Annotated in this window: 14 protein-coding genes; 5 read left to right on the top strand and 9 right to left on the bottom strand. The window is 71.1% G+C overall.

Going from position 1 to position 13,996, the window contains the following annotated elements; genetic code table 11:
- Positions 1-98: 98 nt before the first annotated feature.
- Complete coding sequence (locus tag ACIHCQ_RS37755; RefSeq protein ID WP_399672909.1) at positions 99-401, top strand: DUF2277 domain-containing protein; 303 nt, start codon at positions 99-101, stop codon at positions 399-401.
- Here ACIHCQ_RS37755 and ACIHCQ_RS37750 read toward each other — a convergent pair.
- The 4 genes from ACIHCQ_RS37750 to ACIHCQ_RS37735 form a co-directional block, all read right to left on the bottom strand.
- Positions 337-1,026, bottom strand: coding sequence for a DedA family protein (locus tag ACIHCQ_RS37750; protein WP_399672907.1), 690 nt, complete (start codon positions 1,024-1,026; stop codon positions 337-339). The genes ACIHCQ_RS37755 and ACIHCQ_RS37750 overlap by 65 nt on opposite strands.
- Positions 1,027-1,164: 138 nt before the next feature.
- Positions 1,165-1,623 (bottom strand): DoxX family protein, encoded by a 459-nt coding sequence (locus tag ACIHCQ_RS37745; RefSeq protein WP_399672905.1) that lies wholly within the window; start codon positions 1,621-1,623, stop codon positions 1,165-1,167.
- A 117-nt stretch (positions 1,624-1,740) separates the two neighbouring features.
- Positions 1,741-3,432, bottom strand: a complete 1,692-nt coding sequence (locus ACIHCQ_RS37740) for an alkaline phosphatase D family protein (RefSeq protein ID WP_399672903.1) — start codon at positions 3,430-3,432, stop codon at positions 1,741-1,743.
- A 126-nt stretch (positions 3,433-3,558) separates the two neighbouring features.
- Positions 3,559-4,212 (bottom strand): HNH endonuclease family protein, encoded by a 654-nt coding sequence (locus ACIHCQ_RS37735; RefSeq protein WP_399672901.1) that lies wholly within the window; start codon positions 4,210-4,212, stop codon positions 3,559-3,561.
- A 236-nt stretch (positions 4,213-4,448) separates the two neighbouring features.
- Here ACIHCQ_RS37735 and ACIHCQ_RS37730 point away from each other — a divergent pair, with 236 nt between their 5' ends.
- Both ACIHCQ_RS37730 and ACIHCQ_RS37725 read left to right on the top strand, forming a co-directional pair.
- On the top strand, positions 4,449-5,183 hold the full coding sequence (locus ACIHCQ_RS37730; RefSeq protein ID WP_399672899.1) for an ABC transporter permease: 735 nt from the start codon (positions 4,449-4,451) through the stop codon (positions 5,181-5,183).
- 239 nt (positions 5,184-5,422) lie between these two features.
- Complete coding sequence (locus ACIHCQ_RS37725; RefSeq protein WP_399672897.1) at positions 5,423-6,007, top strand: TMEM165/GDT1 family protein; 585 nt, start codon at positions 5,423-5,425, stop codon at positions 6,005-6,007.
- Here ACIHCQ_RS37725 and ACIHCQ_RS37720 read toward each other — a convergent pair.
- Together ACIHCQ_RS37720 and ACIHCQ_RS37715 are read right to left on the bottom strand one after the other, a co-directional pair.
- Entirely contained in the window at positions 5,986-6,666 is a 681-nt protein-coding gene (locus tag ACIHCQ_RS37720; protein ID WP_399672895.1) for an HAD-IA family hydrolase, read from the bottom strand. The genes ACIHCQ_RS37725 and ACIHCQ_RS37720 overlap by 22 nt on opposite strands.
- Positions 6,667-6,801: 135 nt before the next feature.
- Positions 6,802-7,854 carry a peptidoglycan-binding protein gene (locus tag ACIHCQ_RS37715; protein ID WP_399672893.1) on the bottom strand — a complete coding sequence of 351 codons (1,053 nt, stop codon included), beginning with the start codon at positions 7,852-7,854 and terminating at the stop codon, positions 6,802-6,804.
- Positions 7,855-8,043: 189 nt separating this feature from the next.
- Between ACIHCQ_RS37715 and ACIHCQ_RS37710 the strand changes: the two genes are divergently transcribed.
- Positions 8,044-10,092, top strand: a complete 2,049-nt coding sequence (locus tag ACIHCQ_RS37710; RefSeq protein WP_399672891.1) for a DHA2 family efflux MFS transporter permease subunit — start codon at positions 8,044-8,046, stop codon at positions 10,090-10,092.
- 19 nt (positions 10,093-10,111) lie between these two features.
- On the opposite strand, the gene ACIHCQ_RS37705 is transcribed toward ACIHCQ_RS37710, so the two are convergent.
- The 3 genes from ACIHCQ_RS37705 to ACIHCQ_RS37695 are packed head-to-tail and all read right to left on the bottom strand — an operon-like array spanning position 10,112 to position 11,691.
- The gene (locus ACIHCQ_RS37705) at positions 10,112-10,603 is read right to left on the bottom strand and encodes a GNAT family N-acetyltransferase (protein WP_399672888.1); all 492 of its coding nucleotides are present in this window, start codon (positions 10,601-10,603) and stop codon (positions 10,112-10,114) included.
- A 17-nt stretch (positions 10,604-10,620) separates the two neighbouring features.
- Positions 10,621-10,971 carry an antibiotic biosynthesis monooxygenase family protein gene (locus ACIHCQ_RS37700; RefSeq protein WP_399672886.1) on the bottom strand — a complete coding sequence of 117 codons (351 nt, stop codon included), beginning with the start codon at positions 10,969-10,971 and terminating at the stop codon, positions 10,621-10,623.
- Positions 10,972-11,007: 36 nt separating this feature from the next.
- A complete protein-coding gene (locus ACIHCQ_RS37695) occupies positions 11,008-11,691 on the bottom strand; it encodes an O-methyltransferase (protein ID WP_399672884.1) in 684 nt (227 codons plus the stop codon).
- A gap of 229 nt (positions 11,692-11,920) precedes the next feature.
- Here ACIHCQ_RS37695 and ACIHCQ_RS37690 point away from each other — a divergent pair, with 229 nt between their 5' ends.
- Positions 11,921-13,993, top strand: a complete 2,073-nt coding sequence (locus ACIHCQ_RS37690) for a bifunctional glycosyltransferase 87/phosphatase PAP2 family protein (RefSeq protein WP_399672882.1) — start codon at positions 11,921-11,923, stop codon at positions 13,991-13,993.
- Positions 13,994-13,996: the final 3 nt, after the last annotated feature.

The raw sequence follows: 13,996 nt of genomic DNA, 5'->3' as shown, positions 1-13,996 counted from the left end.
GGAGGCAGCAGATCGCCCTGTTTTCTTGTGCCTGAGTGAGCATTTTGGGCCGGCGTTGTCAGACCCGCGTTGTCAGACCCGCGAGGCAGACTGGAAGCATGTGCCGATCCATCAAGACCCTCCGCCCGCCCGTCCTTCCCGAAGAAGCCACCGAGGAGGACATCCGCGCCGCCGCCCTGCAGTACGTACGCAAGGTGTCCGGCTTCCGCGCCCCCGCCGCGCACAACCGGGAGATCTTCGAGCAGGCCGTCGACGAGATCGCCGACGCGACCCGCAGACTGCTCGACGGGCTTGAGATACGGGGGGCAGGTGGGGCGGGTAAGCCGGGCGGGACCGCTAAGCGGCCGGCTCCGGAACAGGCACCGCAGCCACAGCCGGAGCCGCAGCCGGACGCCGCATGACGTACGCGGCCAGTGCCCCCGTCGCGAAGAGCGCCAGCACCGAGACGGCCGCGCCGATCCAGCTCGCGCCGAGCCAGTGGCCGCCGAAGTAGCCGACGCCCGCGCTGTAGCCCGCCCAGGCCACGCCCGCCAGGGCCGACCAGGGCAGGAAGTCCTTTACCTTGCGGTGCGCCGCGCCCGCGCCCAGGGAGACGATCGAGCGGCCCGCCGGGGCGAAGCGCGCGATCACGACGAGGCCGCCGCCACCGCGGCTGAGCGCCGAGCCGAGACGTTCCTGCGCGGTCGTCAGGCGGCGTGACCGGGCGATCGCCCGGTCCAGGCGGGCGCCGCCCCGCCAGGCCAGCCGGTACGCCACGAGGTCGCCCAGTACGGAAGCGGTGGCCGCGCACAGGATCAGCACCAGCAGCGAGGGCACCTCCTGCGGCACCTGGCCGGCCGCGCCCGCGACGGAGGCGGTGGTGGCCGTGGCGCCGACGGTGGTCGTGCCCGCGGCTGCCGCGGTGGCCGTCGTGATCACCAGGACTCCGCTGGGCAGCACGGGCACGAAGACGTCGAGAAGCACGGACAGCGCCACCACGGCGTAGATCCATGGGCTGCCGGTCAGCGACCCCAGACTCTCGAGCACCCGTAACTCCCCGGTTCGCGGCCAACGCCGCGACGTCGCAGGGGAGCGGCATGGGCGGCTGTACAGCTGTACAGCGTACGCCTGGGCCTTGGCTGGAGATCGTCCGGGGTCGCCCGGTAGGAGCGCGGCAGGAAGGGCTCAGACCGAGGCCCTGGTCCTGTCGTTGTGGTCCTGCCCCGCCGTCCGGCTCTCGCCGCGCGCGACGAACAGCCGGTCCAGCGCCAACGCGCCCGGGCCGGTGAAGACCAGCAGCAGGAACGCCCAGCAGAACATCGCGGACATCTCGCCGCCGTTCTGTATCGGGAACAGGCCCTCGGGCTGGTGGACCTTGAAGTACGCGTACGCCATCGCGCCGGAGGCCAGGAACGCGGCGGCGCGGGTGCCGAGGCCGAGCACGATCAGGGTGCCGCAGACCAGCTCGATCACCGCCGAGTGCCAGTTGGGCCAGGTGCCCGACGGGACGCTGGTGCGGTCGAGGGCGCCGAACAGCGAGCCCGCGCCGTGGCAGGCGAAGAGCAGGCCGAAGACGACGCGGAACAGGGCGAGTGCGTAGGGCTGGCCCTGATTCAGAACGCTGGTAAGGGGACGGTTCGCCATGGGGGGATCCTTCGGTCTGGGGACGTGAACCGATGAGAAGGGCCTAGGTTAGGCAGAGCCCATAGATGCTTGCAAGTTCAACTTTATTGCCGTGGCTGTTCTGCCCCGGTATTCGCTTCAGTGCCTGTCGGTCGTCAGCTGCCGCTCCTCCACCGTGACCAGCCGGTCACCCGCGCCCGCCGCCCCCGCCCGTGCCTGGTCCAGTTTGAGAGTGGCCGAACGCCCGCTCAGCGTCAGCGTCATCAGCTGGTTCCCGAACCACGGACCGCCCGTACGCCGCCAGTTGACGAGCGGCCTGCCCGCCCGGCCGTGGCGCGCCAGAGCGTGCCCGAGCCACCGCCCCGCCCCGCTCCAGCCGAAGCGGAAGCCGAGCTGTACCGAGCGGGGGATGGAGTTGTGCACGGGCGAGCAGGTCAGTTGCAGCACTCGCGCGTCCGGTGGCGCCACGCCGTCCGGCCAGCCGGGCTCCGCGACGTACGCGTGGTGCACATCGCCCGAGAGCACGCACACCGTCGCCGGCGCGCGCTCCCCGCTGCCCGCCTCCGCTATCAGCCGCGTCAGCTGCTCGAACGAGGCGGGGAAGGCCGCCCAGTGCTCCAGGTCGGCGCGTCTTCGCAGGTTCTCGCCGAAGCGTGCCCACCGCGCGCCGCGCTCGCCCCGGCACAGCGCGGCGTTCCAGCTCTCCGCGTCATGGATCAGCGGCGGCAGCAGCCAGGGCAGCGATGTGCCGATCAGGAGATGGTCGTACGAGCCTGGCCCCTCCAGCGCCGCGTCGCGCAGCCACCGCGCCTCGTCCGCGTCGAGCATCGCCCGCTGCTGCTCGTCCAGGACGCGGGCGGCCCGGGTGTCCACCATCAGCAGCCGGGTGCGGCCGAAGTCGCGGCGGTAGCTCCAGCGCACACAGGCCGGATCGGCGTCGGCCTCGGCGGCGAACCGCCGCAGCCGTACGGTCCCGTCCGGGGTGGCCCGGACGGCCGCATACAACTCGTCCGCCTCCAGCGCCGCCGGGGAGAGATTGCCGAGGTGCTGGTAGACCCAGTACGACATCAGGCCGCTGAGCACCCGCTCCTGCCACCACGGGGTCGCGCGCATTTCGGCCAGCCAGGACGCGCTGGTGTTCCAGTCGTCGATCAGGTCGTGGTCGTCGAAGATCATGCAGTTGGGGACGGTGGAGAGCAGCCAGCGCACCTCGGGGTCGAGCCAGGACTCGTCGTAGAGGCGGGTGTACTCCTCGTAGTCCGCGACTTCCGCGCCGGGCGGCTCGCTCAGATCGCGGCGGGCGGCGAGCCAGCGCCTGGTCGCCTTGGACGTCTCGTCCGCGTACACCTGATCGCCCAGCAGAAGCAGTACGTCGGGGCGTACGGCGGTGGGGTCGGCGGCGAGCTTGGCGGCGAGGGTGTCGAGGGCGTCAGGCCCGACCGGGTCGTGCTCGTCGGCGGGCGCTGCCGACCAGCGGCAGGAGCCGAAGGAGACGGTGACCGCGGGGGAGGGGGCTTCGGGGGAGCCCGCGTGGGGCGTGCTGATGGTGCTCGCCGGGAAGCGGGAGCCTTCCGGGCCGTCGAGCGGCCAGACGCGCCGGCCGTCGAGGAACACCTCGTACGCGGTGGTCGCGCCCGGCGTCAGGCCGGTCACCGGCACCAGCGCGTAGTGGTGGCCCGCGATCTGGAATGTGGGGGATGTCCCTTTCGCCCCGTCCTCGCACCGGACCTCGGCCGTGCAGGGGCGGTCGGACTCGACCCAGATGGTCGCGTTCTCGCCGGTCTCCCAGTCGACGTACCGCAGCAGTGGTCCCAGTCGCAGCGCAGTCATACGTGCCCTCCTCCGTCGCCCCGTAGGGTACGGAACGACGGAGGAGGGCGGACAGGTTCCGGTCCGCGGCAGCCGTTCAGGACGGTCAGCAGCTGTTCAGGACGGTCAGCAGTCGTTGAGGACGGGTCAGCAGGCGTTCAGGACCGACTGGAGCTTGCTCTTCTCGGCGGAGTCGATGGACATGCCCCAGTAGTACTTCACGTGCACCCACATGCGGGCGTACGTGCAGTGGTAGGCGGAGCGCGGCGGCATCCATTCGGCCGGGTCGAGGTCGCCCTTCGACTGGTTGACGTTGTCGGTGACGGCGATGAGCTGCGGGCGCGTCAGGTCATTGGCGAACTGCTGGCGCTTGGCCGTGGTCCAGCTGCTGGCGCCCGAGCGCCAGGCCTCGGAGAGCGCGACCACATGGTCGATGTCCACGTCGGACGCGGCGGTCCAGGTGGCGCCGTCGTACTCGGAGTACCAACGGCCGCTGACCGCCGCGCAGGCGGAGTCCTGTACGACGCTGGTGCCGTCGCGCTTGAGGACGACCTCGCGGGTGTTGCAGGCGCCCGACTGGGTGATCCAGTGCGGGAAGAGGTCGCGGCTGTAGCCGGTGGAGGAACCTTCCGTCCGGACCGTCAGCTGGCTGAGGTAGGTACGGGCGGTGGCGGCGCTGACCGGGGTGGGCGGGGCGGCCTGCGCGGTGGGGGCGGTGACCAGCATGCCGGTCCCGGCGAGGGCGGAGGTGGCGACGAGTACAGCTGCACGGCGGATTCGACGCGCGTAGACACCTGACATGCGAACTCCTTTTTTGTGGGGGGAGCTTGGCCGTTCGGGCGTGGCCATGCTTGCGGCGCCAGGTTTCCTGGGGGTGGGCGCCAGGTAACAGAGTGGCGACATGTTCACGTCAGATCAAGGGTCGTGCGTGTGTGTCTGTGGTTCTTCTGACGGTTCTTCTGGCGGTTCTTCTGACCTGGCGTCCGCTGTTCGTGTGACCCGGCGGCACTTGCGGTTCCGCGACGTAGGGTTGCCGGGTGCTGCTGCCGGTCAACATCACTTTTGGCGCCGTGCTGGCCGTCCTGCTGGCCGTCGCGGCGACGGTGGCCGCCCTCGCCCATCTGGGGCGCGCCCGCGAGATCGCCGTCGCCGGAGTGCGCGCGGCGGTTCAACTCGGCGCGGTCTCCCTGGCGATCGGGTGGGTCGTACGGTCCGTACCGCCGCTGCTCGCGTTTCTGCTGCTGATGTACGCCGTCGCCGTACGGACCGCGGGCAGGCGCATCACCGGCAACGGGACCTGGTGGTGGGCGGGGCTCCCGATCGCCGCGGGCGTCGTGCCCGTCGTCGCCGCCCTCCTCCTCACGGGTCTGGTGCCGCTGAAGGGCATCGCCCTGATCCCGGTGACCGGCATCCTCATCGGCGGCGCGCTCACCGTGACCGTGCTCGGCGGGCGCCGGGCGCTGGACGAGCTGGAGCAGCGGCGGGGCGAGGTGGAGGCGGGGATGGCGCTCGGGCTGCTCGACCGCGACGCCCGGCTCGAAGTGGCGCGCCGCCCTGCCTCGGACGCGCTGCTGCCGGGGCTCGATCAGACCAGGACCGTGGGTCTGGTCACACTGCCGGGCGCGTTCGTCGGGATGCTGCTGGGCGGGGCCTCACCGTTGCTGGCGGGCGCGGTGCAGCTGTTTGTGCTGGTCGCCCTGATGGCGGTGCAGGCGATGGCGGTGGCGGTGGTGCTGGAGCTGGTGGCGCGGGGGCGGCTGCACCGGGAGTGAGTACGAAGGCGTGTCGCGTACCCTGGGTGGCGCAGAAGGGGAGTAGCTCTTCGCCGGAACGTCGACATACTGCTGGGCCTCGTGCCCGGCCGGCGCCCGGAGGCGGTTGCGACAGTGACCGCCAGCGAGACCTTCGGCCGCAGTGTCCTGTTGACGCTGCCGTGCCGAAGCGTCCCCTGATCTCCTGATTCAGGCCTCTCGGTACGGACAGCACCCGACCGATTGAGGAAAATCCGCTCGTGCTCAGCTTCACCGTCATGGCGCTCACCTTCGGCGTCGTCTTCCTCGCCGAACTCCCCGACAAAACCGCGCTCGCGGGGCTGATGCTCGGTACCCGCTACCGTGCCTCGTACGTCTTCGTGGGCGTCGCGACCGCCTTCGCTCTCCATGTCGTGCTCGCCGTCGCGGCAGGCAGCGTACTGACCCTGCTGCCGCACCGGCTCGTACAGGCGGTGGTGGGCCTGCTCTTCCTCGCGGGCGCGCTCGTCCTGCTCCTGAAGAAGGACGACGGCGACGAGGAGAACATCAAGGCCCCCGCGGACCAGTCGTTCTGGAAGGTCTCGGGGGCGGGCTTCATGCTCATCCTGGTCGCGGAGTTCGGCGACCTGACGCAGATCATGACCGCCAACCTCGCGGCCCGTTACGACGACCCGCTGTCGGTGGGCCTCGGTGCGGTGCTGGCGCTGTGGGTGGTCGCGGGCATCGGGATCCTGGGCGGCCGGACGCTGATGAAGTACGTACCGCTGCGGCTCATCACGAAGGTGGCCGCTTGCCTGATGCTGGCGCTGGCGGGGTTCAGCCTCTACGAGGCGATCTCCGGCTGACGCTGTAGTTCGATCGTGCCGTCCGGGCGCGCGGTCACCCTCAGGTGGCTGAGGTCGGGCACATGGATGTCCGGGGCGAGGGCCGCCGCCCGCGGGCCCACGCCCACCACGCGCATCCCGGCCCCGCGCGCGGCGGCGATGCCCGCCTCGGAGTCCTCGAAGGCCACGCAGTCCGCCGGGTCGAAGCCCAGCTCGGCGGCGCCCTTGAGGAACCCTTCCGGGTCGGGCTTGCTCGCGCCGACGCACTCGGCGGTGACGCGGATGTCCGGCATCCGCAGACCGGCCGCGGTCATCCTGGCCTGCGCGAGGGGACCGTCCGCCGAGGTCACCAGGGCGTGCGGGAGCCCGCTGATGGCGGCCATGAACGCGGGCGCGCCCGCGATGGGCACGACGCCGTCGAGGTCCGCGGTCTCCTGGGCGAGCATCGCGCGGTTGTCGGCGAGGTTCAGCTCCATGGGGCGGTCGGGGAGGAGCGCCGCCATGGTGGCGTAGCCCTGGCGGCCGTGGACGACCTTGAGCGCCTCGTCCGGGTCGAGGCCGTGCTCGGTCGCCCAGCCGCGCCAGCAGCGTTCCACCACGGCGTCCGAGTTGACGAGGGTGCCGTCCATGTCCAACAGGAGGGCGCGGGTGGTCAGTACGGGCGGGGTGGCTGCCGTCATCGGCGTACTCCAGAGGGGAAGAGAAGAGAACAAGGTGGCCCCGCCCGCCGGTCAGGGAGTGCGGGCGGAACCACTTTGTTCCCCTACGATACAAAAACCGGGCTCCCCGCGCCACCCCGTCTCGTTGCGCGGTCGTCAGGAGCCGCCGGTCTCCGCTTCCAGCTGGCGGCGGGTCTGCGGGCCGTACACGCCTTCGGGGTCGCCCTTGACGTTCCGCCCCCGCTGGAATGCGCGCACCGCGTCCTCGACGTCCTCGTCGTATTTGCCGTCCATGCCGTCGTCTGCGTCGTACGCGAACGCCTTGACCAGCCGCTCCTGGAGATCCAGGACCTCGGAGCCGCTGTCGCCGCGCCGCAGCGTGCCTCCCGGCTCGGGTGACGCGGACGGCGTTTTGACCTGGCCTGAGGCCGTCGCCGTCGTGGGCGGCGGTGCTGCCGGGCCGGCGGGCTTGGAGGTGCTGGGGGCCGCGCCCGGCGACGTCTGCTCCGCCGTGGCCGTACGGGATGCCGAGGCCGACGCCGATGCCGAGGACGACGCGGAGGGAGACGCGGACGCGGTCGGGCTCCGCGACGGCGAGGGCGCGTCCGGCGCGGCGCTCACGCTCACCGCGCTGCTCTCCGTGTCCGGCACCAGGGCCTTGTCGCGCTCGTCGTCCCCGGAGAACAGCCCTCCGGCGTACGCGGCGGTCCCGACGACCGCCAGCGCCGCAGCGGCTGCCAGGAGTGCGGGGAAGCGCCGCCGCCGGCCACCGCGGTGGCCCGCCGGGGTGACGTTCACGGGTTCGAGTTCGTCATCCTGATCCCGGTCGGGGTTCAGAGCGGACGGCTCGCCGTGCGCCGCCGGACCGACCCCGCCAGGCGGCACCAGCAGCGGCAGCGGCATCGTTCCCACGTCGCCGGGCGGTCCTTCGCCGAAGCCCCCGCCCGCGCTCCCGCCCGCGCTCCCGCCCGCGCTCCCGCCCGCGCTCCCGCCCGCGCTCCCGCCCGCGCTCCCGCTCCCGCGCCCGCCCCCGCCTTCGTACTCGTCGTCGTCCCCGTCCGCGGACGGCAACGTCACATACGGCCGCACCCGCAGCGGATTGAATTCCGCCTCGGCGGCCTCCGCGCAGCCGCAGCCCGGCACAGGTCTGCCGTCGGCGCCGAGTGGGCCGAGCGGCGTACCGCAGTCAGGACACAAGTGTCCAGTCATCGAAGGTTCCCTCCCCTAACAGTGCCAGCGATTATGCAGCCGCCCATTGCCGCGCCCCAAAGAGCTCAACGGCCCCGCCGCCCCCAGAGTGCCCTTGGGGGGCCATAACGGGACAGAACCAGCAGGATGAAGATTGGCCGAGCAGGGAACCCGGGAGTGGGCGTGCGTCCCGGAACCGAGGAGATCTCCATGGCTCAGGAAGTGAGCACCCCGGCGGTGAGTCCGGCCCCCGGCGAGGGGCAGCGCCGATCGACCGTCATGGTCGCCATCGCCGCACTGCTGCTGGGCATGCTCCTCGCCGCCCTCGACCAGACCATCGTCTCCACCGCCCTGCCGACCATCGTCAGCGAACTCGGCGGCATGGAACATCTGTCGTGGGTGGTCACCGCCTACTTGCTGGCCGCGACCGCCGCCACGCCCCTGTGGGGCAAACTCGGCGACCAGTACGGACGCAAGCGGCTCTTCCAGACCGCCATCGTCATCTTCCTCGCCGGCTCCGCGCTCTGCGGCCTCGCCCAGGACATGCCCCAGCTCATCGGCTTCCGCGCGCTCCAGGGCCTCGGCGGCGGCGGGCTGATCGTGCTGTCGATGGCGATCGTCGGCGATATCGTCCCGCCGCGCGAACGCGGTAAATACCAGGGCCTGTTCGGCGCGGTCTTCGGCGCCACCAGCGTGCTCGGCCCGCTGCTCGGCGGCTTCTTCACCGAGCATCTCAGCTGGCGCTGGGTCTTCTACATCAACCTGCCCATCGGCGTCGTCGCGCTGCTCGTCATCGCCGCCGTACTGCACATCCCCGTACGGAAAACCCCGCACGTCATCGACTACCTCGGCACCCTCCTCATCGCCTCCGTCGCCACCTGCCTGGTCCTTGTCGCCTCGCTCGGCGGCACCACCTGGGCCTGGGACTCGGCGCAGATCATCGGGCTCGCCGTCCTCGGAGCCGTGCTCCTCGTGGCCTTTGTGCACGTCGAGCGGCGGGCCGCCGAACCCGTACTGCCGCTCAAGCTCTTCCGTATCCGCACCTTCAGCCTCGTCGCCATCATCAGCTTTATCGTCGGCTTCGCGATGTTCGGGGCGATGACGTATCTGCCGACGTTCCTCCAGGTCGTGCAGGGGGTGACGCCGACCCTGTCCGGCGTGCACATGCTGCCGATGGTGGTCGGCATGCTGCTGGCCTCCACCGGCTCCGGCCAGATCGTCAGCCGCACCGGCCGCTGGAAGGTTTTTCCCGTCGCGGGCACCGCCGTCACCGCCGTCGGCCTGGTCCTGCTACACCAGCTTGAGCAGACCAGCTCTGCCGTGGAGATGAGCGCGTACTTCTTCGTCTTCGGCGCGGGTCTTGGCCTGGTCATGCAGGTGCTCGTCCTGGTCGCGCAGAACTCCGTCAGCTACGAGGACCTGGGCGTCGCCACCTCCGGCGCGACGTTCTTCCGCTCCATCGGAGCGTCGTTCGGCGTCGCGCTCTTCGGCATGATCTTCACCAACCAGCTCGTGGACAAACTGACCGACGCGTTCGCCGGACAGGCGGTGCCGCCCGGCACAGGGCCCGCGGAGCTGTCCGCGGACCCGCGCGCCATCGCCGAGCTGCCACCCGCGCTGCGCTTGTCGGCGCTGGACGCGTACTCCTCGGCCATCACCGACGTCTTCCTGTACGCCGTGCCGGTGGTGGTGGTCGCTTTCGTCGTCGCGTGGTTCCTCAAGGAGGACAAGCTGCGCGGCTCGGTCACCGCGCCGGACACCAGTGAGACCTTCGCGTCCAACCCGGTCGAGCGCTCCTCGCGCGACGAGGTGGCGCGGGCGCTGTCGGTGCTCGGCTCACGCGAAGGCCGCCGCGAGATCTATGTGAAGATCATCGCGAAGGCGGGGTACGACCTGCTGCCCGCCGCCGGCTGGCTGCTCCTGCGCATCCGCCGCCACGGCGCGGTGGAGCCCGCGCTGCTCGCCGACACCACTCCCGTACCGCTGCGCGCCATCACCGATGCCTCCCGCCAGGTGGAGGAGCGGCGCCTCGCCCGGCGCGAGGGCCTGCAGCTGGTGCTCACCGAAGAGGGCCTGGAAGTCGCCATGAAACTGGCGCAGGCCCGCGAGGAGTCGCTCGCGGAGCTGCTCGGCGACTGGTGGAGCCCGGAGCGTACGACGGACCTCGTGCAGCTGGTCAAGGAGCTGAACGCCGAACTGTGCGGCTCGGACGAGGAGCGCCCGCACAGCCCGCCGCCGAAGCGGAACCACGCGCGGTGAGGCCCTCTAGGGCGTCGCCCTAGCCGTGCGGCTCCAGGTCCTTGCCGTACCAGATGTCCATGTACGGACCGGTGCAGTACGCGGGGATCTCGGCGTAACCGTGCCGTGCGTACAGCCGCCGCGCCTCGATCAGATCAAGCCGTGTGTTGAGCACCATCCGCCGCGCGCCGAGCTCGCGCGCCGCGTCCTCCAGGGCGGCCAGCAGGATCCCGGCGCCCCGCTTGCCGCGGAAGGCGGGCCGCAGGAATACGCGCGTGAGCTCGGCGCGGTCGGCATCCAGCAGCAGTACGCCGCCGCAGGCCGCTGCCTGGTCGCCGTACCGGCCGACGAGGAACTGGCCGGTGGGCGGGGCGAGCAGCTCGACGCCGTCCCCGGCAAGGCCCTCGTCCATCTCCTCGTCCGTCGCGGGCCGCTGCCAGTAGCGGCTCGCGACGTCGTAGTAGTAGTCCCGGCACAGGGCGCTCGCGTCGGGAGAGTCGAAGGCCTCGGGGGTCACGGCCCAGTTCGTCATGGTGCGCGCGGCGCGCTTCAGGCCTTCGGGGCGGCCTGCTGGACCACCTCGAACGACCAGACGGTGGACCCGGACGCGGCGGGCTTGGGACGCTCGCCGGCAGCGCCGGCCTCGCCTGCGTTGCCGCCACCGCCGGCGCCCTGGTGTGCCGCCTTCATGGGGCCCTCCATCCACGCCTTGAACGACTCCTCGTCGCGCCAGCGCGTGTAGACGAGGTACTGGTCGGTCCCCTCGACGGGGCGGAGCAGCTCGAACCACTCGAACCCGTCGGAGTTCTCCACCGTGCCCGCGCGGGACGCGAAGCGCTTCTCCAGCACCTCGCGCTGTTCCTCCGGGACGGTCAGCGCATTGATCTTGACGATACTCATGTTCATATCCTGCACTACGGCCTACGCCCCGCGAGGTCAGGCCACCACGCGTGCCAGCAGCAACCCGTCGTACCCCTTCGTGCCCACCGTCTGTACCGCCGTCGCGCTCAGCCGCGGCTCCCGCGCCACCAGGTCGTACATCTGCCGCGTCCCCACGATCGCCGGATCCTGGTTGTCCGCGTCGACCAGCGCCCCGCCCCGTACGGCGTTGTCGACAATGATCAAGCTGCCCGGCCGGGACAGCTTCAGCGCCCACTCCACATACCGCGGGTTGTTCTGCTTGTCCGCGTCGATGAAGATCAGGTCGAACGGGCCCGCCCCCGGCTCCGCCGCCACTCTCGGGAGCGTGTCCAGCGCCGCTCCCGTCCTGACCTCCGCGATCTTGTCGAGACCGGCGCGGGCCAGATTCACCCGGGCCACCTCCGCATGCGCCCTGTCGTACTCCAGCGAGATCAGTCTGCCGCCCTCGGGCAACGCCCTGGCCAGCCAGATCGTGCTGTAGCCGCCCAGCGTGCCGATCTCCAGGACCGTACGCGCGCCCTGGAGCAGGGCCAGCAGATGCAGCAGCTTGCCCTGGTTCGGAGCGACATTGATGGCGGGCAGGCCCGCCGCCTCGCTCGCCTCCAGGGCGGCTGTCAGGGCCTCGTCGGCCGGGGCGAGGCGCTCGGTGATGTAGCCGTCTACGGCGTTCCACAGCTCCTGGTGCGTGTCCTTGTTCATATGGTCCAACCTATTTCAGGAGACCCCCAGCGGCGCGCGCATCCGGGTGAGGTCTTGTATGTTCGCCCGAGGTGCCGCCCGGTATGCCTGACCCTGAGATCAACCGAGATATTCGGTCAAAAGAAGATGACAGTCAGGCGAAGAGGGGGTTGCCTGGGTCTCCTTCAAGGGGCAGTGCGAGGCTCTACGAACAGGAACGAACACGGAACGTGGGGAGGCGCGGCGCGACGTGGCGAACGCGGAGCACAGCGTGCACGGCAGTTCGACGGCGGACACGAGAATGGGAGCGGCCCGAGCCGCCCTGTGGCTCGTCGCCGCCGTACTCGCGATACGACAGACGGCGGCAGTGCTCCGGCAGCCGCCCGGGGAGCGCCTCACCGACCTGGAGACCTGGATCGGCCCGAACGGCGTACTGCATGTGAAGGGTTCGCTGTACGACGCCGACAGGTTCACGGGCACGCCATTCGCGGGACTGGTGCTCAAGCCGCTCACCCGCGCGGCCGAACAGGCGCTCGGCATCGCCTGGACCTTCGGCACGCTACTGCTCGTCGTCGTCCTCGGCCTGGTCGTCGCCCGCGCGCTGCCCGGCCCTGTGTCGCGCCGCAGCGGCCTGCTGGCCGCACCTGTCGCCATCAGCATGCTGATGCTCTCGCTCCCCGTGCGCAACAGCTTCAGCCTCGGCCAGACCAGCATCATCCCGGTCCTGCTGGTGCTGCTCGGCTGCTTCGCCGTACGCGGAGAGAGATCCTCCGGCGTGCTGATCGGCTTCGGCGCAGCCCTTCAGCCCACCGTGCTGCTGTTCGCCCCGCTGCTCTGGTTCACCGGCCGCAGACGCGCCGCTGTCGCCTCCGTGTCCACCTTCGCCACCTCCTCCGCGCTCGCCTGGGCGCTGCTGCCCAGCGACTCCTGGACGTACTGGGTGCACCATGTCGCGGGCGCCGGGCTCGGTGCCCGCCCCGACAGCCTCGCCAACCAGTCCCTGCACGGCGCGCTTCTGCGCCTCGGCCTTCAGGGCCCGCTGGAGATCGCCCTCTTCCTCGCGCTCGCCGCCGCCGTCACCTTCTTCGGGCTCCGCCGGGCCGTGCGCTACGCCCAGGACGGGCAGCTGCTGCTCGCCGTCGCCCTGACCGGCTGTGTGGCCGTCGCCGTCTCCCCGACCGCCTGGCAGCACCAGCTGCTGTGGGTGCTCCTCGCGATCGTCGGCCGGGTCGGCAAGCGGGCCTCGGACCGGATGCTCTGGCCCGTACTGGTGATCCTGGCGATGACCCTGCCGGGGAAGATGCTGCTGCCGAACATGGCGGCGCTCCATCCGATACGCGAGAACGTGCTGCTGGTGGCGGCGCTGGCCGCGGCCGTCGCGGTGCCGTTCCTGCCGCGCGAGTCGCCGTACTTCCGGCGGCCGGTGCCGACGCAGTACGTCACACCCCTGCCCGCGCGCTGGAGCGCCGTACCGCTGCTGCCGTTCTGGCGGCGCGTGCTCAGCCGCCCGAACCTGCTGCTCGAACTGCTGGTGATACGGGTCGGCTACTCCGTCTACTCGCACATCCGCGCCGCCGCGACCGGCGGCGTGAGCGCGGCCGAGGAGCACGGGCGGCAGATCGTCGCCATGGAGCGGGCGCTCCACATGGACGTCGAGCACTGGATCAACCACGCGGTGGTGAAGACGAAGGGCGCGGAGGCCTTCTTCGACTTCTACTACACGTCCTTCCACTTCGTGGTGCCGCTCGCCATCCTCGCCGTGCTGTACATGCGCCGCCCGGCCGACTACCGCTGGGCGCGCTCCTCGCTCGCCTTCGCCACGGTGCTGGCGCTCCTCGGCTTCTGGCTCTACCCGCTGGCCCCGCCGCGCCTGATGCCCGGTATGGGCTTCATCGACACGGTGCACGGGCCGCAGGACCTGGCGAACCCCGACTACGGGGCGATGACGGCGGTCACCAACCAGTACGCGGCGATGCCGTCGCTGCACTTCGGCTGGTCGCTGTGGTGCGGCCTGGTGGTGCTCGCCCTCGCGCCGAAGCTGTGGATGAAGCTGCTGGGGCTGCTGCACCCGCTCTTCACGGTGTGCGCGATCGTGGCCACGGCCAACCACTGGGTACTGGACGCGGTGGGCGGCGCGGCGGTGGTGGGTGCGGGGTTCGGTCTTACGTACGTGCTGGCCGGGCGGCGGCTGCTGGTGCCGGGGGCGGCGAGGCGGGACGCGACAGTAGATGCGGATGCGGATGCGGATGCGGACGCGGACGCGGCAGTGGTGCTGCCGGCGGCAGCAGCAGCCGCCCCTGCCGCGCCTGCCGCGCCGAAGTAGCGG

It is taken from the genome of Streptomyces sp. NPDC052236 (assembly GCF_044548015.1).
Taxonomy (GTDB): Bacteria; Actinomycetota; Actinomycetes; order Streptomycetales; family Streptomycetaceae; genus Streptomyces.
Note: the sequence above shows the minus strand (reverse complement) of the source record. Positions and strands in the feature narration are given on the sequence as shown.